14 protein-coding genes and 1 riboswitch are annotated in these 22,102 nt (G+C 60.4%); of the genes, 11 read left to right on the top strand and 3 right to left on the bottom strand.

Features of this window, described 5'->3' with window-relative positions; genetic code table 11:
• On the bottom strand, positions 1 to 5,928 hold the full coding sequence (locus AB3G88_RS21570; protein WP_480451585.1) for a dermonecrotic toxin domain-containing protein: 5,928 nt from the start codon (positions 5,926 to 5,928) through the stop codon (positions 1 to 3).
• Between the two features lie 312 nt (positions 5,929 to 6,240).
• On the opposite strand from AB3G88_RS21570, the gene AB3G88_RS21565 reads away from it, so the two are divergent.
• The 7 genes from AB3G88_RS21565 (at position 6,241) to astE (ending at position 14,045) form a co-directional block, all read left to right on the top strand.
• Positions 6,241 to 7,461: an aspartate aminotransferase family protein gene (locus AB3G88_RS21565; RefSeq protein ID WP_480451583.1), complete on the top strand. Its 1,221-nt coding sequence runs from the start codon at positions 6,241 to 6,243 to the stop codon at positions 7,459 to 7,461.
• Between the two features lie 189 nt (positions 7,462 to 7,650).
• Complete coding sequence (aruF, locus tag AB3G88_RS21560; RefSeq protein ID WP_032886753.1) at positions 7,651 to 8,670, top strand: arginine/ornithine succinyltransferase subunit alpha; 1,020 nt, start codon at positions 7,651 to 7,653, stop codon at positions 8,668 to 8,670.
• 51 nt (positions 8,671 to 8,721) lie between these two features.
• The gene (astA, locus tag AB3G88_RS21555; protein WP_060757323.1) at positions 8,722 to 9,747 is read left to right on the top strand and encodes an arginine N-succinyltransferase; all 1,026 of its coding nucleotides are present in this window, start codon (positions 8,722 to 8,724) and stop codon (positions 9,745 to 9,747) included.
• Positions 9,747 to 11,213, top strand: a complete 1,467-nt coding sequence (gene astD / locus AB3G88_RS21550) for a succinylglutamate-semialdehyde dehydrogenase (protein WP_112196521.1) — start codon at positions 9,747 to 9,749, stop codon at positions 11,211 to 11,213. Before astA ends, astD begins: the two co-directional genes overlap by 1 nt.
• 155 nt (positions 11,214 to 11,368) lie before the next feature.
• On the top strand, positions 11,369 to 12,715 hold the full coding sequence (gene astB / locus AB3G88_RS21545; protein WP_158877908.1) for an N-succinylarginine dihydrolase: 1,347 nt from the start codon (positions 11,369 to 11,371) through the stop codon (positions 12,713 to 12,715).
• Positions 12,716 to 12,741: 26 nt separating this feature from the next.
• Positions 12,742 to 13,029 (top strand): hypothetical protein, encoded by a 288-nt coding sequence (locus tag AB3G88_RS21540; protein WP_003175651.1) that lies wholly within the window; start codon positions 12,742 to 12,744, stop codon positions 13,027 to 13,029.
• Between the two features lie 11 nt (positions 13,030 to 13,040).
• Positions 13,041 to 14,045, top strand: a complete 1,005-nt coding sequence (astE, locus tag AB3G88_RS21535; protein WP_112196519.1) for a succinylglutamate desuccinylase — start codon at positions 13,041 to 13,043, stop codon at positions 14,043 to 14,045.
• Here astE and AB3G88_RS21530 read toward each other — a convergent pair.
• Together AB3G88_RS21530 and AB3G88_RS21525 are read right to left on the bottom strand one after the other, a co-directional pair.
• Positions 14,042 to 15,517, bottom strand: coding sequence for a M91 family zinc metallopeptidase (locus tag AB3G88_RS21530; RefSeq protein WP_099587203.1), 1,476 nt, complete (start codon positions 15,515 to 15,517; stop codon positions 14,042 to 14,044). The two genes, astE and AB3G88_RS21530, sit on opposite strands and share 4 nt — an antisense overlap.
• 136 nt (positions 15,518 to 15,653) lie before the next feature.
• Complete coding sequence (locus tag AB3G88_RS21525) at positions 15,654 to 16,160, bottom strand: 6,7-dimethyl-8-ribityllumazine synthase (protein ID WP_112196517.1); 507 nt, start codon at positions 16,158 to 16,160, stop codon at positions 15,654 to 15,656.
• 97 nt (positions 16,161 to 16,257) lie between these two features.
• Positions 16,258 to 16,427: riboswitch (FMN riboswitch) on the bottom strand.
• Positions 16,428 to 16,617: 190 nt separating this feature from the next.
• Between AB3G88_RS21525 and ltaE the strand changes: the two genes are divergently transcribed.
• The 4 genes from ltaE (at position 16,618) to csrA (ending at position 22,089) form a co-directional block, all read left to right on the top strand.
• Positions 16,618 to 17,622: a low-specificity L-threonine aldolase gene (gene ltaE / locus AB3G88_RS21520; protein ID WP_112196516.1), complete on the top strand. Its 1,005-nt coding sequence runs from the start codon at positions 16,618 to 16,620 to the stop codon at positions 17,620 to 17,622.
• Positions 17,623 to 17,768: 146 nt separating this feature from the next.
• Complete coding sequence (alaS, locus tag AB3G88_RS21515) at positions 17,769 to 20,387, top strand: alanine--tRNA ligase (RefSeq protein ID WP_099587200.1); 2,619 nt, start codon at positions 17,769 to 17,771, stop codon at positions 20,385 to 20,387.
• Between the two features lie 96 nt (positions 20,388 to 20,483).
• The gene (locus tag AB3G88_RS21510) at positions 20,484 to 21,725 is read left to right on the top strand and encodes an aspartate kinase (RefSeq protein ID WP_090400445.1); all 1,242 of its coding nucleotides are present in this window, start codon (positions 20,484 to 20,486) and stop codon (positions 21,723 to 21,725) included.
• Between the two features lie 175 nt (positions 21,726 to 21,900).
• Positions 21,901 to 22,089 (top strand): carbon storage regulator CsrA, encoded by a 189-nt coding sequence (csrA, locus tag AB3G88_RS21505; protein ID WP_003175645.1) that lies wholly within the window; start codon positions 21,901 to 21,903, stop codon positions 22,087 to 22,089.
• The last annotated feature ends 13 nt before the right edge of the window (positions 22,090 to 22,102 follow it).

Below are 22,102 nucleotides of genomic sequence, written 5' to 3'. Positions count from 1 at the left end.
CTACTCTTCCATGGGGTCCGGTGTGCCGGGCGGCGTCAACGCCACGCCGTGCTCATCATACATAGCCTCTTCCACCCCCAGCTCATAGCCCGTTTGACGGTAATAGGTGCGCAATATCGTCAGGCTCTCGGCGGACAGGGGGTTGCCGCTCAGATCGGTGTCATCGTTGAGCGGCAGGGGCATATCCAGCAGGTCTGTGGGCAAGTGCTCGATCAGGTTGTCGCTCAGGTCAAGGGTGCGCAGTCGCGGCAGGTTGAAGGTGCCCAGCGGAACCTCGGTCAACCCGCAGTTGTGCAGGTATAACGTGGTCAGGTGTGACAGGTTGCGCACATCGAGTCGGTTGTTGAGCGGGTTGTCGCTCAAGTCCAGATGAATCAGATCGCCCAGGCGCGACAATTGATCGGTGCTGTCGGGCGTCAAGCGGATCAGGTTTTCGCTGAGGTTGAGAAGGTGCAGTTGATTGAGACTGAACACGCTGTCGGGAATCGCAGTGAGGGCATGTCGCTCCACGGACAGGCTCTTGAGGTTTGGAAAGCCGCGCAACAACCCGTCGATTTGCTGGTTGGTGCCTTCGCCCAGCAATTCCAGGAGCGTGACATGTTCGAAACGCGCGCTCAAGACAGGCAAATCCCCCATTAGTTGGCCGTGAAAGACCAACTTGTAGGTGTGCCGTTGCAGTGTTTCGCTGTCGTCCAGCTCTACCTCTCGCCGCCAGCAACGCAGTAGTAAATCCTTGAAATGCAGGCGTCGGATCTGTTCCTCCGCGCGGCTGTTTTCATCCAGCACGGTATCGAGCAGCGGGTCTCTGAGCGGCACATCCAGGACCCAGGCATGCAGGTCGGTTTCCAGCTGTGCGTATTCAAGGCCCAGTCGGGTGATGTGCTCACTGGCATCCTGTAGCTCGCCGGGCAATAGAAACAGCTCCCGTTTGGCGTCTTGCTCCGACAGCATCGGGAACAGTGCCTTGATACGTTGCAAATTACCGCCCGCGAGGCTGACGTTCCAGTGCTCCCGGGTGGCTTGGCAGTAGTGTTTCACACGGTTCAAGGTGGCGAGCGACAGCGGGTTGTCGGCCAGGTCGAATGAGGCGCTGATGCTGGCCGGCAACATGAACGCTTCGTCCGGCAGTTCGCTGATGCTGTTGTGGCTCAAATCTACCCGTGCCCTTACGGTTGGCGGGGTGATGAGTGACGCTGGAAACGCTGTCAGCCCGGTGTTGTGCAATGACAGGTTGGTGAGTTGGGGCATTTGGCCAAAGTCTGGCAGCCACCCCAGTGGGTTGTTGCTCAGGTCCAGCAGTTTCAGGTCGCGCATGCTTTGCAGCGTAGTGGCCGAAGAGGGGGATAAGGGAATATCGCATTGGTTCAGGGTTAGCTCGGCAAGCTGGTGCAGAGGGCTGAGATCGGGGAGTTCGCCCAAACTATAGTGCTCAAGGGTGAGGGTGTTGATATTCGGGAAACTTTGCAGGAACTCCCCCAGGCGCAACGTTTCGCCCGTGCCCTTGAGGGTCAGGGCAGCGATATGGTTGAACCGTGTGCGCAGGCGGGGCAATTCGCCGCTTATCGGTCTATGCAGGATGAAGGCGTAGCTTGCAGCCCCGTCCTCAAAGTGCTCTCCAGAGGTGATTTCACGGCGCCAGCCGGCTTCAAGGGCAGTGATGAAATAATGGCGGCTCTCTCGCTCCTGGGTGTCGATTTCGCTGTGTTCAGCCCAGGGTGTCAGGTCTTCGCGGATCTTCAGCAGATCCGCTTCCATTTGCGTCATCTCTGCTCGTCCTGCCGCCAGATCTCCAGGCAGGCCGAAGATAAAACGGTTGACTGTATCGTCGTCCGAGCGGGGAAACAGACGTTTGGCCTGGGCGACATCGGCGCTATCAGGGGTTGCCTCCAAGTACCTGCCGGTGCGTCGGAAGTAAGCCTTGACGTGCTCCAGGGTCTGGTATGAAAACGGGTTGCCAGACAGGACGTAGTGATCGGTGGTAGCGGTGGGCAAGTCGAAAAGCTGCAGTGGCAGTTCGCTGATGTGGTTGTTGGAAAGTATTACCAGGGAGGGTTGGTTGAGGTTTAGCAGGCCCGGCGGCAGTTGGCTGATACCGGTATTACCCAGGTCCAGGTAGTTCAGGTTCGGCATTTGCTCCACGCTGGGCAGCAGCGTCAGCGGGTTGTTGTACAGGTCCAGCGTCAGCAGGCGGTTCATGCCATTGAGGGTCGCCTGGCTGCTGGGTGTGAGGGTGATGTTGCAATTGTTCAGTATCAGTTCATTGAGGTGGCTCTGTGATGAAATCGAGGCTGGTAATTCGCCTAGGCGCAGGTCGCGAATGCTCAAGTTGCGCAGTCTCGGGAAGTGCGACAGGAACGGGTTGACCTCCACTGTCTGGTTCACGCCTTGCAGCTCCAGGTAGGCGATATGATCGAAGCGGGCGTTCAAATGGGGTAACTCGCCAATCCGTGGCACGGTCAGTCGCAGAACGTGACCGTTGAGGGTTGGCGTTTCGTAGAAAGTGTCGATGGGTGTTTCCTGGCGCCAGGCACGTCGCAGTTGATGGCTGAATAACTGGCGATCGCGGCGCAGGTACTCGCGGTCTGTATCGCTCAGCGGTATGCCGGACTCCGGATGTACGCTGGGTGTGCTCGACTCCCAGGCCAGCAGGTCGATGTCCAGGCGTATGTACTCGTTTCTCAACCTGTCCAGCCCCAGTTGCGCGCCTTCGGGGTCGCGTCCCAGTGTGGTGAGCAACTCCCGGATCGGTTCTTGGGTGAGAGCGGGCCGCAAGGTCTGAATCTGCTGTTCAAGTGAGGGCAGTTGACTGGGGTCCGGTTGTTCGGGAGGGCCAGGGCGATAGCCTTCCATGCCGCCCCGCAGACGCATGACGCTCGGGTTGTAGGTGGGTTTGAGCAGCGGGTCGCTGCCCAGCAACTGGCGCAGGATGTTGCGGTCCAGTGGGTGTTCGCCAATCGCCTGCTTGAGGCGTGGGCCCTGGCCGATATGAATGCCCAGTGCATCCCTTGCGGTATCGGGAAGCGCTTGGAGAATGGCGGTGTACAGGTCGGTGGTGCCAAACAATGGGCCTTGATCGTCCTGTGGTATGTACTGGCCGTCGGGGGTTTCCACCAAGGTTCGCTGGGTCAGCGCATAACGTGGGCCAATAGCGTCCAGCAGCTTGCCTGCGGCGTGGTATTGCCGCATTTCAAGGCGTATCCAGGTCGGCCAGCCTGGCAGGTTTTCCAGGGAATGCAGGGCCAGGCGAGCAGTGTCAGGGGGCTCCATGGTTTCCATGTACAGCCCCTCGTAGGCACGGGTAGTGCGGACTTCATGCAGCGACCATTCGGCCAGTTCCACCAGGCGCAGCGGAACCTTGCCGGCATCTATCGCTTTGAGTTCATCGCCGGTGGCATTGGCCAGCAGTTCTTCGGCGATGCAGGTGGGGAGGCCGGGGCGTGATGTACTGTCGATGATCTTTTGCAGGCGGGCGTTGCCGGCACGATTCTGGCCTCGGTAGTGTGAGTCGAACAGGCTGTAGCGCTTGTCTTGGGCGAGCCTGGCCAGTTTCTTGCGCAGGGTGGCGGCACGGGTGTGGGGCGAAGAGGGCGGCACGCCAAATTCCTCTTCCAGAAGTTGCTTGCGTTCTGTTTCGTTGAGGCCCTCGATCAGGGTGGGTAACAAATCGCCGTTGCGCAGTTGGGCATCGAGCACCTGCACCACGCTGGCGCCTTCCTCGCCTTTGTACTGCCAGAGGGTTTCGCCCCTGGTGTCGACGACGCGCAGGGTTTTGCTGGTGGGCCACCAGTCATAGCTGGTCAGCAGTTGCAGCTGGGTTTGTGCATCGGCTTTGGTGTAAATCGCCGGATCATCGCTGTTCATCTGGGTAATGAAGTCTTGCAACTGCTGGTCGATCTTGAAGCGCTTGAGGGTGTCGGCCAACAAGGGTGGCGGCGTTTGCTGGGTGGCGTGCATGTGTCGCAGGGTGTTGTCGTGGGTGGCGCTGGCGTCACGGGCTCGCGCCAGTTGTGTGTCGCTGAGTGTTTCGGTCTGGTAGCCAAGCCGGCGCAGCAGGGTGCTGCGGTCCCAACCCAGAGGATTCTCTAGCTCGGTGAGCCAAGCGCCCTGGCCGTTAGTCATCACTGGCGGTTGGTAGGCGCCGGGGCGTGTGGGGTGCTGCAGGTAATAGCGACCACTGCGTGCATCTTGCTGCACTTGATAATGCTCGCCGTCGAGACGCAGCAGCGTTTTACCGGCGTGCTGGTGCAGGCCCTTCGCATCGGCGCGGGCGTCGGCCGGCAGCCTCAGTGCCTGACGGTAGGGTGTCAGGTCGGGGCGCCACAGGCGTCGGTTGCCATTGGGCAGCGTGACTGGCTTGAAGCGATCGATAAACTGCAACAGCTCCTTGGGCAGTTTTTGGCGTAACAGGGCTTCGGCAATGGGCAGGCCGGTGGCAAACAGGCCCAGTTGTACAAGCTGTTCCATGAGCCCGAGGGCATGTCCCAGCGCCTCATGTTGCAGGCCCTCGGCCCACTCGATAACGCCTTCGAAGGCCTCGTCGAGCACTTGGTAGGCGGTGTACGCCAGCATCAGCGCGCCCAGAGGCGGTATGAAGGGCATGGCCACAAAGGCGATAGCTTGCAGCAGCGCCTCGCCGATTTTCTGGAGAAAGGCCCAGCGCGCCCAACGGGCCTTCTGGTTGGCGGTGGCGGTGGATACGGCGCGGCTACGGGCGTCGTCCAGCAGCTTGCTCAGTTTCATCTCGAACAGGTGTTCGAACAGGCCGCTGTCGATTTTCTCGCTGCTGAGTTGCAGCTTGGGGCGCGACACTGGCGTCTCACGCCAACTGGGGCGCGGATCGCCCACGGTGTGCGGGTGCCACTCTACCTGGCTGAGACGCTGATTGAGGTTGGCAAAGAACACCCCGGCATCTGCGTGGCGTACAAAGCGACTGAAGAAGCGTTGATAGTCCGTCGAGCGCAGTTTTGTCGCCAGCGCCTGGCTGAACTGTGCACTGCTGGCGTAGTACTTGATGGGGTGTTCCGGGTCGTCGGGAATGTAGGCGACCACCGGCTCCACGCCGCGACTGGCTTGCAGGTCCTGGGCAAACAGCACAATACCAGTGAGTCGGCAGCCCATGATAAACAGGTCATGCCCCAGCACATGGGGGCAATCGCTGTGCCCTGGGTGATCCTGATTGATCAGGTTGAGTAGCCTCAGGTAGTGGTCCGTGGGCAGGTCCTTATTCAGCACGGCCATGAACAAAGCCAGCTTCAGCGCAGCGAGGTGGCTTTGTTTGAGCCAGTACTGCAGGGCGGTGCGGGCCACCGGGTTGTCCAGATCCAGGGCCTGGTCCAGGTAGCGCTGGTACTGGCCGCCGATGTCCAGGCGCCGGCACAGGGTGGTGAATTGCACCACGCTGATCTTCTCGTCGAAGCCGGGCAGGCTGACGAACTGGCCGGTGGCGCTGGGCGCGGTGGTGAAGCCGGAGTTGCGCTCATAGGCGCCATCGGTGGCTTCAGCGGCTTCGAAGTTATGCAGGGCGGCGTCGAGCAGGGAGACCGACCAGGTCCTGGCGGCACCTGGTTTAACAGTGATGCCTGCCAGAGTCAGCGGGATATAGAGTTGCAGGTAAGTGGTGCGTACGTTGGCGTCGAGGTCGAACTCATCCTTGAGCGCCTTTTGCAGTAACTCGGCGCCGAAGTCTTCGGGGCTCTTGATGGCGGAAAATGCCTGGTCCACACGGTTTTGTGTGGTCCAGGCTTCGCCGTTGAGGCGTTTGAGCTTTTCATGTTGCAGGTCGGTGATCGTGCTGTACCAATCGGCAACGGCCGGCGGGTTGGCTGCCAGCGCCCCGCGCTTGGCGGCAGAGGCGCCGCCCAGCCAAGGGGCGATGGCATTGCTGAGGATTGTCAGGTGGAGGGCGTCGGGAGGAGCTTGCAAAGGCATGGTGCCTGTCCTTGATAGCTTTAGAAGTGAGCCCAGCAGATCAGATCAGGTAGCAGCGCCGGCGGTAGACAATTAGCGCGGCCAGTCTTGGCGGATTTGCGAAGATCCCGTCATCCCCTGCCCACGAAGCCCTTGCACGGTTTAAACTGCGCCTTTGCGACGCTATTTGTCGCATTGGCGTAAACCCGCCAAAAACGGGGGTTTGCGCTATAAGAAGTTGTCGCTTGGCGGCAAGGCCGCGCTGAAAACTGTCCTTACAATCCCTGCATCGCCCGCCAGTTCCAGGCAGGCGTTCCTCTTCAGGAGACTCCGATGTCCGTTGAGCAAGCCCCGGTGCAACGTGCCGATTTCGATCAGGTCATGGTGCCTAACTACGCACCTGCCGCATTCATCCCTGTGCGTGGCGAAGGTTCGCGCGTGTGGGACCAGGCGGGTCGCGAGCTGATCGACTTTGCCGGCGGCATCGCAGTCAACGTGCTGGGCCATGCCCACCCGGCGTTGGTCGGTGCACTGACCGCACAGGCCAACAAGCTGTGGCACGTCTCCAACGTCTTCACCAACGAGCCGGCCCTGCGCCTGGCCCATAAGTTGATCGACGCCACGTTTGCCGAGCGTGTGTTCTTCTGCAACTCCGGCGCCGAAGCCAACGAGGCCGCCTTCAAGCTGGCCCGTCGTGTGGCGTTCGACCGTTTCGGCAGTGAGAAGTACGAAATCATCGCCGCGCTCAACAGCTTCCACGGCCGTACCCTGTTCACCGTCAACGTGGGTGGCCAGTCCAAGTATTCTGATGGCTTCGGCCCTAAAATCACCGGCATCACCCACGTTCCTTACAACGACCTGGCCGCGCTGAAAGCCGCTGTGTCGGACAAGACCTGCGCTGTGGTGCTGGAGCCGATCCAGGGCGAGGGCGGCGTACTGCCAGCTGAGCTGGCTTACCTGCAAGGCGCCCGCGAACTGTGCGACGCCCATGACGCGCTGCTGGTGTTCGACGAAGTGCAAACCGGCATGGGCCGCAGCGGCCACCTGTTCGCCTACCAGCATTACGGCGTAGTGCCAGACATCCTCACCAGCGCCAAGAGCCTGGGCGGTGGTTTCCCCATCGCGGCGATGCTCACCACTGAAGCGCTGGCCAAGCACTTGGTAGTCGGCACCCACGGCACCACCTACGGCGGCAACCCGCTGGCGTGCGCGGTGGCCGAAGCAGTGATCGACGTGATCAACACCCCTGAAGTGCTGGCTGGCGTGAACGCCAGGCACGATCAGTTCAAGGCGCGCCTGGAACTGATCGGCAAGCAGTACGGCATCTTCACCGAAGTACGTGGCATGGGCCTGTTGATCGGTTGCGTGCTCAGCGATGCCTTCAAAGGCAAAGCCAAGGACGTGTTCAACGCGGCCGAGAAAGAAAACCTGATGATTCTGCAAGCCGGCCCGGACGTGGTGCGTTTTGCGCCGAGTCTGGTGGTGGAAGAGGCAGATATCACTGAAGGTCTGGTTCGTTTTGAGCGGGCTGTAAAAACGCTGACGCAAGCCTGATACACATTTATTGCCGGACTGTGTCATGTGAGAGGGGGCTTGCCCCCGATGCGGTGGATCAGTCACCAGATTTATCAAGTGACAGACTGCTATCGGGGGCAAGCCCCCTCCCACATTTTGGCCCTGTGTTGAATCAGGAGCTGTCCGGTATTTTTTTCTATGAGTTTTTCGAGTTAAAGGAGTGACACCATGCTGGTGATGCGCCCCGCGCAAATGGCTGATCTGGGCGAGGTACAGCGTCTGGCCGCAGACAGCCCGATTGGTGTTACCTCCTTGCCGGATGATGTCGAACGCCTCAGCGACAAGATCGCCGCCAGCGAAGCGTCCTTCGCGGCCGAGGTCAGTTTCAACGGTGAAGAAAGCTATTTCTTCGTGCTTGAAGACACCGAGACCGGCAAGCTCGCCGGTTGCTCGGCCATCGTCGCCTCGGCCGGTTACTCGGAGCCTTTCTACAGTTTTCGTAACGAGACCTTCGTGCACGCTTCCCGCGAGCTGAAGATCCACAACAAGATCCACGTGCTTTCCCAGTGCCACGACCTCACCGGCAACAGTCTGCTCACCAGTTTCTACGTGGTGCCCGAGCTGGTCGGTTCGCCGTGGTCGGAACTCAATTCCCGTGGCCGCCTGCTGTTCGTCGCCAGCCATCCCGAGCGCTTTGCCGACTCGGTGGTGACCGAGATTGTCGGCTACAGCGACGAGAACGGTGATTCGCCGTTCTGGGACGCTATCGGTCGCAACTTCTTCGACCTCAACTACGCCGCCGCCGAGCGCCTGTGCGGGCTCAAAAGCCGCACCTTCCTCGCCGAGCTGATGCCCCATTACCCGATCTACGTGCCGCTGTTGCCGGACGAAGCGCAGGAGGCGATGGGCCAGGTACACCCGCGTGCGCAGATCACCTTCGACATCCTGATGCGCGAAGGCTTCGAGACCGACCATTACATCGACATCTTCGACGGTGGCCCGACGCTGCACGCACGGGTTTCAGGCATTCGCTCGATTGCCCAGAGCCGCGTGGTGCCGGTGAAGATCGGCGAGATGGTCAAGGGTGTCGGCCGCCAATACCTGGTGAGCAACGCGCAGTTGCAGGATTACCGCGCGGTGATGCTGGAACTGGACTACGCGCCCGGCAAACCGGTGACCCTGGACCTGGCAACCGCCGAAGCCCTGGGCGTTGGCGAAGGCGCGAGTGTGCGCCTGGTAGCGGTTTAAAAAGAGAGTTTCGCGGGTGGCTGACAACAGCGGCCCGTTCGAGGAGATAGCATGATCGTTCGTCCCGTACGCAGCAGCGATTTACCGGCCCTGATTGATCTGGCGCGCAGCACTGGCACCGGCCTCACCACCTTGCCGGCCAACGAAGAGCGCCTGACCCATCGCGTGGGCTGGGCGGAAAAAACCTTTCGCGGCGACGCCGGGCGTGGCGATGCCGACTACCTGTTCGTGCTGGAAAACGACGAAGGCCGCGTGGTGGGGATTTCTGCCATTGCTGGCGCCGTTGGCCTGCGTGAGCCCTGGTACAACTTCCGGGTCGGCCTGACCGTCAGCGCCTCCCAGGAGCTGAATATCTATCGCGAGATTCCGACGCTGTTCCTGGCCAACGACCTCACCGGCAATTCCGAGCTGTGCTCGTTGTTTTTGCATGCCGATTACCGCACCGGCCTCAACGGCCGCATGCTGGCCAAGGCGCGCCTGCTGTTTATCGCGGAATTCCCGCAACTGTTCGGCAACAAGATCATCGCCGAAATGCGTGGCGTATCCAACGATGCCGGGCGTTCGCCGTTTTGGGAAAGCCTGGGCCGGCACTTCTTCAAGATGGAATTCAGCCAGGCCGACTACCTCACCGGCGTGGGCAACAAGGCATTTATCGCTGAGTTGATGCCCAAGTTTCCGTTGTACAGCTGCTTCCTCTCCGAAGACGCGCGCAACGTGATTGGCAAGGTTCACCCGGACACCGAACCGGCGCTGAGCATGCTCAAGAGCGAAGGCTTCAGCTACCAGGGCTATGTGGATATTTTCGACGCCGGCCCGGCAGTGGAATGTGAAACCAGCAAGATCCGTGCGGTGCGCGACAGCCAGTCACTGGTGTTGGCCATCGGCACGCCGGGGGACGACGCTACGCCGTTCCTGATCCATAACCGCAAGCGCGAGGACTGCCGCATCACCGCCGCACCGGCACGCCTGGCGGCAGGCACCCTGGTGGTCGATCCACAGACCGCCAAACGCCTGCAACTGGTGGTGGGTGATCAAGTGCGTGCTGTTCCGTTGTCTGCTGCTCGGGAGTCGAAGTAATGAATTCGCTGTATATCGCAGGTAGCTGGCTGGCTGGCCAGGGTGAGCTGTTTGAATCGCGCAACCCGGTGACTCAAGGCGTGTTGTGGGCTGGTAATGGCGCCACCGCCGAGCAGGTCGAGTCCGCGGTGCAGGCTGCGCGCCAGGCGTTCCCGGATTGGGCCAAACGTTCGCTGGAAGAGCGCATCAGCGTGTTGGAAGCCTTCGCCAATACACTGAAAAGCCGCGCCGATGAAATTGCCCGCTGCATCGGTGAGGAAACCGGAAAGCCGCTGTGGGAATCGGCCACTGAAGTCACCAGCATGGCCAACAAGATTGCAATCTCGGTGCAAAGCTACCGCGAGCGTACCGGCGAAAAGAGCGGCCCCCTGGGCGACGCCACTGCCGTATTGCGCCACAAACCCCACGGCGTGGTGGCGGTGTTTGGCCCTTACAACTTCCCTGGCCACCTGCCCAACGGGCATATCGTCCCTGCATTGCTGGCGGGTAACACCGTGTTGTTCAAGCCGAGCGAGCTGACGCCCAAAGTTGCCGAGCTGACCGTGCAGTGCTGGATCGACGCCGGCCTGCCGGCGGGTGTGTTGAACCTGCTGCAAGGCGCACGGGAAACCGGCATCGCGTTGGCAGCCAACCCAGGCATCGACGGTTTGTTCTTTACCGGTTCGAGCCGTACCGGCAATCACCTGCACCAGCAGTTCTCCGGGCGCCCGGACAAGATCCTGGCCCTGGAAATGGGCGGCAACAACCCGCTGGTGGTGGACGAAGTGGCCGATGTGGATGCGGCGGTCTACACCATTATCCAGTCGGCGTTTATCTCTGCCGGCCAACGTTGCACCTGTGCCCGGCGCCTGCTGGTGCCGGAAGGCGCCTGGGGCGATGCGCTGCTGGCGCGCCTGGTGGCGGTGAGCGCGACGATCGAAGTGGGTGCGTTCGACCAGCAACCGCCGCCGTTCATGGGCTCGGTGATTTCCCTCGGTGCGGCGAAAGCCCTGATGGAGGCCCAGGAACTGATGCTGGCGAATGGCGCTGTCGCACTGCTGGAAATGACCCAGCCACAGGCTCAGGCCGCCTTGCTGACGCCAGGCATCATCGACGTGACCGGCGTGACCGAGCGCGAAGACGAGGAACTGTTCGGCCCGCTGTTGCAGGTGATCCGCTACGCAGATTTTGCCGCGGCGATTGCCGAAGCCAACAACACCCAGTACGGCCTGGCCGCGGGTTTGCTGTCGGACTCCGAAGCGCGTTACCAGCAGTTCTGGCTGGAAAGCCGCGCCGGGATCGTCAACTGGAACAAACAACTGACCGGCGCCGCCAGCACCGCGCCGTTTGGTGGGGTAGGGGCCTCGGGCAACCATCGCGCCAGTGCGTATTACGCGGCAGATTATTGCGCGTACCCGGTGGCGTCGCTGGAGACCCCAAGCTTGGTAGTCCCCGCCACGCTAACCCCCGGCATTACACTGATCTAAATGTGGGATGGGCTTGCCCCCGATAGCGGTGGATCAGTCACCTGATTTATCAACTGACAGTCAGCTATCGGAGGCAAGCCTCCTCCCACACTGGATTTGTGGTGTGTTGAAGAATTCTGATGCCTATAAAAACAGATGTTCGTGGAGCCTCGCCGATGAAATCCTATGAAGTCAATTTTGACGGTCTAGTGGGGCCGACCCATAACTACGGCGGTTTGTCCTTCGGCAACGTCGCGTCCCAGAGCAACAGCCAGCAGCATTCCAACCCCAAGGAAGCGGCGTTGCAGGGCCTTCAAAAAATGAAAGCCCTGATGGACATGGGCTTTGTGCAAGGTGTGCTGGCGCCCCAGGAGCGTCCAGACGTGGCCGCTTTGCGCAGCTTGGGTTTCAGCGGCACCGATGCGCAGGTGATCCAGCAGGCCGCCAAGCAGGCCATGCCGTTGCTGGTGGCAAGCTGCTCGGCATCGAGCATGTGGGTGGCCAACGCCGCCACCGTCAGCCCAAGCGCCGACACGGCAGATGGCCGCGTGCACTTCACCGCCGCCAACCTCAACTGCAAATACCATCGCAGCATCGAACACCCGACCACCAGCCGCGTGTTGGGGGCGATGTTTGCTGACAGCAAGCACTTTGCCCACCACGCCGCGTTGCCGGCCGTGGCGCAGTTCGGTGACGAAGGCGCGGCCAACCACACACGTTTTTGCCGTGAGTATGGCGAGGCCGGCGTGGAGTTTTTTGTGTTCGGCCGCAGCGCGTTCGATCCCCGTTACCCGGCCCCGCAGAAATACCCGGCACGCCAGACCCTCGAAGCCTCCCAGGCCGTTGCGCGCCTGCATGGCCTGAAGGATGAAGGCGTGGTCTACGCCCAGCAGAACCCGGCAGTGATTGACGCCGGTGTGTTCCACAATGACGTGATCGCGGTCGGCAATGGCGAAGTGCTGTTCTATCACGAGGACGCGTTCCTCAATACCGAACAGATGCTCGCCGAACTGCAAGGAAAGCTAGGCAAACTGGGGGGCAACTTCCAGTCGGTGTGCGTGCCACGCGCCCAGGTCAGCGTCGAGGATGCGGTGCGTTCCTACCTGTTCAACAGCCAGTTGCTTACCCGTCCTGACGGCTCGATGCTGCTGATCGTGCCGGAAGAATGCCGTGCCAACGAGCGTGTGTGGCAGTACCTGCAAGGCCTGACTGCCGCCGGTGGGCTGATCCGCGAAGTGAAGGTCTTCGACCTCAAGCAAAGCATGCAGAACGGCGGTGGGCCGGCGTGCCTGCGCTTGCGCGTGGCGTTGAACGAAACCGAGCTGGCGGCCGTGAACCCAGGGGTTATCATGACCGCGCCGTTGTACGAAACCCTGACCCAATGGGTGGGCAAGCACTACCGTGACAGCCTGCGCGAAACCGACCTGGCTGACCCGCAGTTGCTGCTTGAGTGCCGGACGGCACTGGATGAACTGACGCAAATCCTTAAACTGGGCTCGGTTTATCCTTTCCAGATCAATTAACGCCACGTGGCTGAGATATTTTATTTATGACCGACACCCTGAAGCTGATCCTTGAAGACACCGACGGCACCCAGCTGGAAACCTCCTGCACCCGCGTCGCCGTGGTCTGGCAGGGCAAGGAAATCTGGATCCAGCACGACGGCCGTGGCCAACTGCTGATCGGTGTGGACGTTGAAGAAGGCGACGCCGAATACGCCAACCTGCTGATGCGCCCATTGGCCACCAACCTGATGAGCCTGCAACTGGAAATGGAACCGGCCGACGTTGAAGGTGATGACGACGATCACGTCCACGGCCCAGGCTGCAACCACTAAGGAAGCTGCGTATGCTCGCCCTCGGCAAATTGCTTGAACTGACCCTCGCCGGTCGTGAACCGGCGCAAAAAATTCAATCGACTGTCGACGGCGTGCAGATGCGCTGGCTCAGCGAGGGCGCGCTTGAAGTGCGTCCTCCTGAAGCACGGGACAACGGCAGCGACCTGCTGCTGTCGTCCGGCATCCATGGCAACGAAACCGCGCCGATCGAACTGCTCGACCGCCTGTTGCATGGTATTGCCCGTGGGGAGATCAAACCCCGTACCCGCATTCTGTTCCTGTTCGGTAACCCCGAGGCCATGCGCCGCGGTGAGCGTTACCTTGAACTGGACGTCAACCGGCTGTTCAACGGCCGACATGAAAAAAACATCGGCCCCGAAGCCATGCGCGCCGCCGAGCTTGAGCAACTGGCCCGCAGCTTCTTCAGCCAGCCCGGCCGTTCGCGCCTGCATTACGATTTGCACACCGCCATCCGTGGTTCGAAGATCGAGCAGTTCGCGCTGTACCCCTGGAAGGACGGGCGCCAGCATTCGCGTCATGAGCTGGCGCGTCTGAACGCTGCCGGCATGGAAGCGGTGCTGCTGCAGAACAAGACGTCGATCACTTTCACGGCGTTTACCTACGAACAGCTGGACGCCGAGGCCTTCACCCTGGAACTGGGCAAGGCACGGCCATTCGGGCAGAACCAGGGGGTTGACGTGTCACGCCTGGAAACGCGCCTGAAGCACATCATCGAAGGCACTGAGCCGGCCACCGAGAGCCTCGATGGCCTGCAACTATTTGCCGTCTCCCGTGAAGTCATCAAGCACAGTGACGGGTTCCTAATGCACCTGCCGGCGGATGTGGAGAACTTCTCACCGTTGGCCAAGGGTTACCTGCTGGCCGAAGATGTCGCCAAGACCCGCTGGGTGATCGAGGAGGAGGGCGCACGCATCATCTTCCCTAACCCGAAGGTGAAGAATGGTTTGCGCGCAGGCATCCTGATCGTGCCGACGACCGAGCAGGGGCTGGCCTAGAGCCTGTACTGCTTGCGCGGGGGCAGCCCTAGCTCCTGGCGTAGCCCGTTTTCACTGAACGCATGCGGGTTGGTGTTGGTGCTTGGGGTGGTGGGGTCTGCGTCAAAGTCGAAGGGCTGTGCTGTCGTTGGCAAGCCGACTGCTTGCAATTCGATGTTTCGTATTTGGTGACGTGGCTTGCGACCGTCGACGCCATCCGGGCTTTCACCCGGCATGATCGAGCCGGTTACGTGGTTGTAGGCGTGGCACAGTTCATGGAACAGGTTGATGACACTGGGCGTGCCCGGAACGATGTCCGTGGTGTTGTACCAGATCTTTCCTCCGTATGACGGGCGCCCTCGCTGGTCATTGTTGATATACGGCCCAGCAGCACTCGTTGGGTCCGGTACGAACAGGCCATTCGGCTGCGGGTAGAATTCATGGATCGTGACGGGCTGCCCGCTGGCCAGTGACGCGCGCTCCAGTTCTGCCAGCAGACGTTGTCCGGTCGGTGAGCCCAGCAGCAGGCGCAGGTCATCGTTGACCCGGTCGATGAACAACGCGCTGCCCTGCACGCTGACCCCACTGCGGCTCAGTGCTTCAGGCTCCAGGTGAATAGCGTGCGAGGCCAGTGCCCCTGGAGGCAAGTCTGCGGGGACGTCCGTGTGCATCATCAGCGCGCAGTCCACTGTCAGGGTGCTCTTGTAGTTGTAGTAGGTCACATCATCGGCTTTGAGTTGGGTGACATCGTTAAGGCCGTCGCCGGTGTAGATGACATTACTGCCCGGACCCGCCTTGATGCGGTCATCGCCGCCGGCACCGCTGATAATGTTGTGACCCGCGCCGCCAACGATATGGTCATCACCTTCTCCGCCATCGATGAAGCTGGATCCTTGGCCACCACTGATGTCGTCATTACCGGGGCCACCGTACACCGTCATATGGATGTCCTGGTAACCGTGGACCTCATCGTCACCTTCACCCGCTTCGATATGGCATGAGCCGTTGATGGCCGAGATGAAATCATCGCCACGGCCCGTATACAGGCTGGCATTCTTTGCAGCGCTCAAGACACGATCATCGCCGTCGCCGCTGAAGACAAACACGGGAATGATCACGTTGTCATCGATATGAATGCGGTCGTTGCCACCCTGGGTACTCAGTAAAAGCGTCTGGCTTTTCCAGTTCAGCGTGATTTCGTAGCGCGGTTGGTTGAGCTGCACAGTCAGCGTCAACGAGGTGTCGATTGCGGGAGCGGCAGCGAAGATATTGACCGTGTCGTGCCCATCGAAACTGGTGATGCACAGTTGGTCTACCGCTTCCTCCCTGAAAATTCTGCGCTCGATGCGCACATTTTCGTCTTCGAGAAGCCGATGGACTTCGATAAAGCCCGGGCCGCTGGGGCGCTCGTTGGTGGGCTCGTGGCGGGGGTTGTCGGTGAGCGTGTTGGCATCGATGACGTAGATGCCATCAGCCCTTTGGGTTTGAGTCATGTTGCACGACCTGTCGAGTCAGTAAGGAGAAGGCCTTACTTAACGGGAAGTGCGCGGCGATGATGCGGTAGATATACACGCGGATAACGAAAAGCCCCGGCGCCTGAAGGTGTCGGGGCTTTTTTTCAGCGGTGTATCAGACCGCCAGTTTCTGTTCGCTACGACGGATCGCCCGCACCTTGTGCAGCGTGTCGGCGCAGGTGCGTGCAGCTTCCTGGCCCTTGTGCACAAAGTGATCATGGAAGAACGCATGATGCTCGCTGCCCGCATGGAAGTGATGCGGCGTCAGCGATACCGAAAACACCGGCACTTCAGTTTCCAGCTGCACCTGCATCAGGCCGCTGACCACGGACTGGGCGACGAACTCGTGACGGTAGATGCCACCGTCCACCACCAGCGCGGCGGCAACGATACCGGCGTAGCGGCCGGTCTTGGCCAGCAGCTTGGCGTGCAAGGGCATTTCAAAGGCGCCGCCGACTTCGAAGAAATCGATGTCCGATTCCTGGTAGCCCTGGGCGATCATTTCGGCGAGGAAGCCTTTACGGGATTGATCGACGATATCCTTGTGCCAGCAGGCCTGGATAAACGCGACGCGCTCGCCGTGGTGGTTTTTGCTTTTGCTGTCGATAGCGGTGGGTTGCATGTTCTGACTCCTGTTTAAGAAAAAAACAGGGCGTTATGAATCGAATGGGATTTAAGGGTACGCATGCGTCAACAGACGCGCGGCCCTTAGGTGCCAATCCCGTTCTCTCTTCATCCGGACTATGACCGTCGGCCCCGGAATCACACCGGGTCTGCTGACCTTGTCGCCGTCCCGCGTGAGCAGTTCGAGGCGCCAAGCGCTCGCGGGCTATACACATTGCGTGTAATTACCGCCGGTGGGGAATTGCACCCCGCCCTGAGAACGTTGCCACCAGAACCCTGGCGGCGGAGAGTTTTTAACATGCTTTTTCAAAAACTGCACGAGCGTCGTATTGATAGCCTATATCGGTTTGTTTGGTTGGTATTCGATTGAATGTAAACGGGGCTTGATATTCCGTGGCGTTGCCCGCAGTAATCACTGACAAAAGGACGTATCCAATCTGTTAGAGGCCTGTTTCATGACTGTGATTGACCTGCGCAGCGACACCGTGACCCAACCCACCCCCGGCATGCTCGACGCCATGGCCACCGCCGTCAGCGGTGATGACGTCTACGGCGAAGACCCCAGCGTCAATCTGCTGGAAGCCGAACTGGCCAAGCGCCTGGGGTTTGCGGCCGCGTTGTTCGTGCCCACCGGCACCATGAGCAACCTGCTGGCGTTGATGGCCCATTGCGAACGCGGCGAGGAATACATCGTTGGTCAACAGGCCCACACCTACAAATACGAAGGCGGTGGCGCAGCGGTGTTGGGCTCGATCCAACCGCAACCGCTGGAAGTGCAGGCGGATGGTTCCCTGGATTTGCACCACGTACTGGAAGCAATCAAACCGGACGATTTCCACTTCGCTCGCACCCGCTTGCTGGCCCTGGAAAACACCATGCAGGGCAAAGTGCTGCCCTTGGAATACCTGGTCAAGGCGCGGGCGTTTACCCGTGAACATGGCCTGGCCCTGCATCTGGATGGCGCGCGCCTCTACAACGCGGCGGTCAAGCTTGGGGTGGATGCGCGGGAGATCGCCCAACATTTCGATTCGGTGTCGGTGTGCCTGTCCAAGGGCCTCGGTGCGCCCATCGGCTCGGTGCTGTGCGGCTCCACGGCGTTGATCGCCAAGGCCCGGCGGCTGCGCAAGATGGTCGGCGGCGGTATGCGCCAGGCCGGCTCCCTGGCAGCAGCGGGGCTGTACGCCCTGGATCACCAGGTGCAGCGCCTGGCCGACGACCACGCCAACGCCCAGTGGCTGGGCGATGAACTGCGCAAAGCAGGGTATGAGGTGGAGCCTGTGCAGACCAACATGGTCTACGTGCAGATCGGCGATCAGGCCCAGGCCTTGAAGGCCTTTGCCGCCGAGCGCGGGATCAAGTTGAGCGCCGCGCCGCGCCTGCGTATGGTCACGCATCTGGACGTCAGCCGGGCGCAGATCGAGCAGGTGCTTGGGGCATTCGTCGAATTTTCGCGCAAATGACCGTGCAGACCGTCTAATTGAGCCTCTCTATCGCATAAACACGCTGTACCACTGGCAAAGGGCCGATATAATGCGGCCTTTTGCCGTCGCTCCGTCTGATGATGTTGCGCACTGGCCTTTGGCCGCAGCCTCCGTGGAAGAACCTAATGAAAAGCGCAGAAATCCGTGAAGCCTTCCTTCGCTTCTTCGAAGAGCAAGGTCACACCCGTGTCGCCTCCAGCTCTCTGATCCCTGGCAATGACCCCACCCTGCTGTTCACCAACGCGGGGATGAACCAGTTCAAGGACTGCTTCCTGGGCCAGGAAAAGCGCGCCTACACCCGCGCCACCAGCAGCCAGAAGTGCGTACGCGCCGGCGGCAAGAACAGCGACCTGGAAAACGTCGGTTACACCGCACGCCACCACACGTTCTTCGAAATGCTGGGCAACTTCAGCTTCGGCGACTATTTCAAGAAAGACGCGATTACCTTCGCCTGGACCTTCCTCACCGGCGTGCTGAAGCTGCCCAAGGAAAAACTCTGGGTCACCGTCTACGCGACGGACGACGAAGCGTATGACATCTGGACCCAGCAAATCGGCGTGCCTGCCGAGCGCATGATCCGCATCGGCGACAACAAGGGCGCGCCGTACGCCTCCGACAACTTCTGGACCATGGGCGATACCGGCCCGTGCGGCCCTTGCACCGAGATTTTCTACGATCACGGCGCCGACATCTGGGGCGGCCCGCCGGGCTCGCCGGAAGAAGACGGCGACCGTTACATCGAGATCTGGAACAACGTGTTCATGCAGTTCAACCGCACCGCCGATGGCGTGTTGCATCCGCTGCCGGCGCCGTCGGTGGACACCGGCATGGGCCTGGAGCGGATCAGTGCGGTGATGCAGCACGTTCACTCCAACTACGAAATCGACCTGTTCACCAACCTGCTGAGTGCCTCGGCGGCAGCCATTGGTTGCGCCAATGAGAGCCAGTCTTCGCTCAAGGTTGTGTCGGACCACATTCGTTCCTGCGGCTTCCTGATTGCCGATGGCGTGCTGCCGTCCAATGAAGGCCGGGGCTATGTGCTGCGTCGCATCATCCGTCGGGCCTGCCGCCACGGTAACAAGCTGGGCGCCACCGGCAGCTTCTTCTACAAGATCGTTGCCGCGCTGGTGGCCGAGATGGGCGAAGCCTTCCCGGAACTCAAGCAGCAGCAAGCCAATATCGAGCGCGTGCTCAAGGCCGAAGAGGAGCAATTCTCCAAGACCCTGGAACACGGCCTGAAGATTCTGGAGCAGGACCTGGCTGAGCTCAAAGGCACCGTGGTGCCGGGCGATGTGGTGTTCAAGCTCTATGACACCTATGGCTTCCCGATGGACCTGACTGCCGACATCGCCCGTGAGCGCGAGCTGACTATCGATGAAGCCGGCTTTGAACGTGAAATGGAAGCCCAGCGCGTACGTGCTCGTTCCGCCAGCTCCTTTGGCCTGGACTACAACACCCTGGTCAAGGTTGATGTACCGACCGAATTCACCGGCTACAAGGCGACTGTTGGCTCGGCCAAGATCGTTGCCCTCTATAAAGATGGCAAGTCGGTCGACGTTCTGAATGAAGGCGACGAGGCGGTTGTGGTCCTGGACCAGACGCCGTTTTACGCCGAGTCGGGCGGCCAGATTGGTGACTGTGGGTTCCTGAGCTCGACGTCGGGTCGTTTCGAAGTGCGTGACACGACCAAGACCGGCGGTGCGTTCCTGCACCACGGCGTATTGGTGCTGGGCAACCTGACGGTCGGCGCACCGGTTGATACCCAGGTTGATGCCGACGTACGGCATGCAACTGCCTTGAACCACTCGGCCACTCACCTGTTGCACGCTGCATTGCGCCAGGTGCTGGGCGAGCACGTCCAGCAAAAGGGTTCGTTGGTCGATAGCCAGCGCTTGCGTTTCGACTTCAGCCACTTCGAAGCGATCAAGCCAGAGCAGATCAAGGCCCTGGAAGACATCGTCAACGCACAAGTGCGCAAGAACACCCCGGTTGAGACCGAGGAAACCGACATCGAGACCGCCAAGGCCAAAGGCGCCATGGCGCTGTTCGGCGAGAAGTACGGCGACAACGTGCGTGTACTAAGTATGGGCGGCGACTTCTCGGTGGAACTGTGTGGCGGTATCCACGCCAACCGCACCGGCGACATCGGCCTGCTGAAAATCATCAGCGAAGGCGGTGTGGCGTCGGGCGTACGTCGTATTGAAGCGGTGACCGGTGCTGCGGCCCTGGCCTACCTCAATGCGGCCGAAGAGCAACTCAAGGAAGCGGCCAGCCTGGTCAAGGGCAGCCGCGACAACCTGATCGACAAACTGTCCGCCGTGCTGGAGCGCAACCGTGCGCTGGAAAAACAGCTGGAGCAGTTGCAGGCCAAGGCCGCCAGTGCGGCGGGCGACGATCTGTCGGCTTCTGCGGTGGACGTCAAGGACGTGAAAGTCCTGGCGGCACGCCTGGATGGCCAGGACGGCAAGGCGCTGTTGGCCCTGGTCGATCAGTTGAAGAACAAGCTCGGCCGCGCAGTGATCCTGCTCGGCAGTGTCCATGAGGATAAGGTCGTTCTGGTTGCTGGTGTAACCAAAGACCTGACTGGCCAACTCAAGGCCGGTGATTTGATGAAGCAAGCCGCTGCGGCAGTGGGCGGGAAGGGCGGTGGTCGTCCGGACATGGCACAAGGCGGTGGTGTAGACGCCGGTGCCCTGGACGCGGCCCTGGCCTTGACCGTGCCGTTTGTCGAGGCAGGTATTTAAGGCATTGTTAACCGGCCCGTGGTCTAGTCGCGGGCTTGTTCGGTGCTGGTTGATTGGATATTTAGGCGCCCCTTTACGGGCTGAGGCGGCTTGGAAATGGCTTTGATCGTACAGAAATTTGGAGGCACCTCGGTCGGCTCTGTCGAAAGAATCGAGCAGGTGGCCGACAAGGTTAAGAAATTCCGCGATGCCGGTGACGACCTGGTGGTGGTGCTATCGGCCATGAGCGGCGAGACCAATCGCCTGATCGAGCTGGCCAAGGCAATCAGTGGCGACCAGCAACCGCTGCCGCGTGAGCTGGACGTGATCGTGTCGACCGGTGAGCAGGTGACCATCGCCTTGCTGGCCATGGCCCTGAACAAGCGTGGCGTGCCAGCGGTGTCCTACACGGGCAGCCAGGTGCGCATTCTCACTGACAGCGCGCACACCAAGGCGCGCATTCTGCAGATCGATGATCAGAAAATTCGCACCGACCTGAAAGCCGGCCGCGTGGTAGTTGTAGCTGGGTTCCAGGGTGTGGATGAGCACGGCAACATCACGACCCTGGGGCGTGGCGGTTCGGACACCACCGGCGTGGCCCTGGCAGCGGCCCTCAAGGCTGATGAATGCCAGATCTACACCGATGTGGACGGCGTCTACACTACCGATCCGCGTGTCGTGTCCGTGGCCCAGCGCCTGGACAAGATCACCTTCGAAGAGATGCTGGAAATGGCCAGCCTCGGTTCCAAGGTGTTGCAGATCCGTGCGGTGGAATTCGCCGGCAAGTACAACGTTCCGCTGCGCGTATTGCACAGCTTCAAAGAGGGTCCGGGCACCCTCATTACTATTGATGAAGAGGAATCCATGGAACAGCCGATCATTTCCGGTATCGCTTTCAACCGTGATGAAGCCAAGCTGACGATCCGTGGCGTGCCAGACACCCCGGGCGTGGCTTTCAAGATCCTGGGGCCGATCAGCGATGCGAATGTTGAAGTCGACATGATCGTGCAGAACGTCTCGCACGATAACACCACCGATTTCACCTTCACCGTGCACCGCAACGAGTACGATGCGGCATTGAAAATCCTGGAGAACACCGCGAGCGAGATTGGCGCCCGTGAAGTGGTCGGCGATACCAAGATTGCCAAGGTGTCGATCGTGGGTGTGGGCATGCGTTCCCATGCCGGCGTTGCCAGCCGCATGTTTGGGGCTCTGGCCAAGGAAAGCATCAACATCCAGATGATCTCTACCTCGGAAATCAAAGTCTCGGTAGTGATCGAAGAGAAGTACCTGGAACTGGCTGTACGTGCGCTGCATACCGCGTTCGAGCTGGACGCTCCGGCCCGCCAGGGCGAATGAAGTAATGCCAGGAAGGCGCGGTCTACCGCGCCTTTCCTTTTTTTGTAGGGCGCATGGTCTTTTGCGTGCGCTCGACAATACTTAGGCCGTTGGGGCTATGACTCTCGGGTCGTAGGTCGAACGCCTTTTTTTTGCAGACTGTTGTTCCTGAAATGAAATGCGTGAGGAGAAAGGTATGCTGATTCTGACTCGTCGGTGCGCAGAAAGCCTGATTATCGGTGATGGCGAAATCACCGTGACCGTGCTCGGCGTCAAAGGCAATCAAGTACGTATCGGGGTTAATGCTCCGAAAGAGGTAGCGGTCCACCGCGAGGAAATCTACCTGCGGATCAAGAAAGAGAAGGACGAAGAACCAAGCCTTTAATTTTTATCGTTTT

This window comes from Pseudomonas arvensis (genome assembly GCF_056688935.1).
This window is presented reverse-complemented; position numbering and strand designations above follow the sequence as displayed.

Excerpts from the sequence above, each read along its gene's own strand:
- AB3G88_RS21570 (WP_480451585.1), bottom strand. The coding sequence starts at position 5,928 with ATGCCTTTGCAAGCTCCTCCCGACGCCCTCCACCTGACAATCCTCAGC.
- AB3G88_RS21565 (WP_480451583.1), top strand. The coding sequence starts at position 6,241 with ATGTCCGTTGAGCAAGCCCCGGTGCAACGTGCCGATTTCGATCAGGTC.
- aruF (WP_032886753.1), top strand. The coding sequence starts at position 7,651 with ATGCTGGTGATGCGCCCCGCGCAAATGGCTGATCTGGGCGAGGTACAG.
- astA (WP_060757323.1), top strand. The coding sequence starts at position 8,722 with ATGATCGTTCGTCCCGTACGCAGCAGCGATTTACCGGCCCTGATTGAT.
- astD (WP_112196521.1), top strand. The coding sequence starts at position 9,747 with ATGAATTCGCTGTATATCGCAGGTAGCTGGCTGGCTGGCCAGGGTGAG.
- astB (WP_158877908.1), top strand. The coding sequence starts at position 11,369 with ATGAAATCCTATGAAGTCAATTTTGACGGTCTAGTGGGGCCGACCCAT.
- AB3G88_RS21540 (WP_003175651.1), top strand. The coding sequence starts at position 12,742 with ATGACCGACACCCTGAAGCTGATCCTTGAAGACACCGACGGCACCCAG.
- astE (WP_112196519.1), top strand. The coding sequence starts at position 13,041 with ATGCTCGCCCTCGGCAAATTGCTTGAACTGACCCTCGCCGGTCGTGAA.
- AB3G88_RS21530 (WP_099587203.1), bottom strand. The coding sequence starts at position 15,517 with ATGACTCAAACCCAAAGGGCTGATGGCATCTACGTCATCGATGCCAAC.
- AB3G88_RS21525 (WP_112196517.1), bottom strand. The coding sequence starts at position 16,160 with ATGCAACCCACCGCTATCGACAGCAAAAGCAAAAACCACCACGGCGAG.
- ltaE (WP_112196516.1), top strand. The coding sequence starts at position 16,618 with ATGACTGTGATTGACCTGCGCAGCGACACCGTGACCCAACCCACCCCC.
- alaS (WP_099587200.1), top strand. The coding sequence starts at position 17,769 with ATGAAAAGCGCAGAAATCCGTGAAGCCTTCCTTCGCTTCTTCGAAGAG.
- AB3G88_RS21510 (WP_090400445.1), top strand. The coding sequence starts at position 20,484 with ATGGCTTTGATCGTACAGAAATTTGGAGGCACCTCGGTCGGCTCTGTC.
- csrA (WP_003175645.1), top strand. The coding sequence starts at position 21,901 with ATGCTGATTCTGACTCGTCGGTGCGCAGAAAGCCTGATTATCGGTGAT.